This is a genomic window from Kineococcus vitellinus (genome assembly GCF_009906315.1).
Taxonomy (GTDB): Bacteria; Actinomycetota; Actinomycetes; order Actinomycetales; family Kineococcaceae; genus Kineococcus; species Kineococcus vitellinus.
Genome location: NZ_JAAALL010000571.1, coordinates 1 through 1,114 on the forward strand (window position 1 = coordinate 1; position 1,114 = coordinate 1,114).

Annotated in this window: 1 protein-coding gene; it reads left to right on the forward strand. The window is 82.0% G+C overall.

The window, feature by feature from the left end; all coding sequences use genetic code 11:
• Positions 1-1,114 (forward strand): helix-hairpin-helix domain-containing protein (locus GTQ99_RS23475; protein ID WP_338075222.1); only part of this gene is annotated, 1,114 nt, incomplete at both ends.

Here is a 1,114-nt window from a genome sequence, read left to right on the forward strand (position 1 = left end):
CCCGGGGGCCGCCGCGGCGGCGACCCCGGCGGCGACCCCGGCGGCGACCCGTGGCTGGGCGGGCCGGGCCCGCGCAACGCCGAGGGCCTGGGCGAGGGGATCGCCGACGGCACCGGCTTCGGCATCCGGCTGTCGCTGGCGGAGGTGAAGGGCATCTCGGGGGCGGAGCTGGCGCGCGTCGTCGCGGGGCAGCCCTACCGCTCGCTGGCCGACCTGTGGCACCGGGCCCGGCCCTCGCGGCCGGTCGCCGAGCGGCTCGTGCTGGCCGGTGCCCTCGACTCCCTGCACGGGCTCGCGCCGCTGGAGCGCGGCGGCGGCGCCCCGCCGGCCCGCCGCGGCCGCACCACCCGCCGCGACCTGCTGCTGCAGGTGGCCGAGCTGGAGCGCTGGGACCCCCCGGCGGGCGGGCGCCGCCGCGCGCCGTCCGCGCCGGCGGCGGGCGGGGACCTGCGCGACGTGCGGGCCGCGGCCTCGCGGCAGTCGCGGGCCGCTCGCGCCGTGGACGAGGCGGCGCGCGCGGTGCAGCTCGCGCTCGACCTCGGCGGCGCCCCCGAGGAGGTGCCGCCCAGCGGGCTGCCCGAGATGTCCCGCGCCGAGCGCGTGCGCGCCGAGCTGGACGTCCTCGGCCTCGACGCCAGCGCGCACGTCGTCGACTTCTACGTCCCGCTGCTGCGCGCGCTCGGGGTCACCCCGGCCCGCGAGGTGCTCCGGCACCGCAGCCGGGCGGAGCTGCTGGTCGCCGGGGTGAAGGTCGCCACCCAGACGCCGCCCGTGCGCTCGGGCTGGCGCGTGGTCTTCCTCACCCTCGACGACACGACCGGCCCGGTGGACGCGACGTTCTTCGAGGACGCCCAGGGCCCCTACGCGGCGACGGTGTTCCACTCCTGGCTGCTGCTCGTGCGCGGCGTGCTGCGGCGCACCGGCCCGCGCGGTGCGTCGCTGCGCGCCACGGGCGCCTGGGAGCTCCCGGTGCTCTGGGACGCGTGGAGCGCGGGCGGCACCGGGGTCGTGCGCGACCTCCTCGCCGCCGCCCCGGACCCCGGGGACCCGCGCGCCGCCGCCGGTGCGGCCGCCGCCCGCTCCAGCCGCCCCGGCCGCGCCGGGGCGGCCGGGG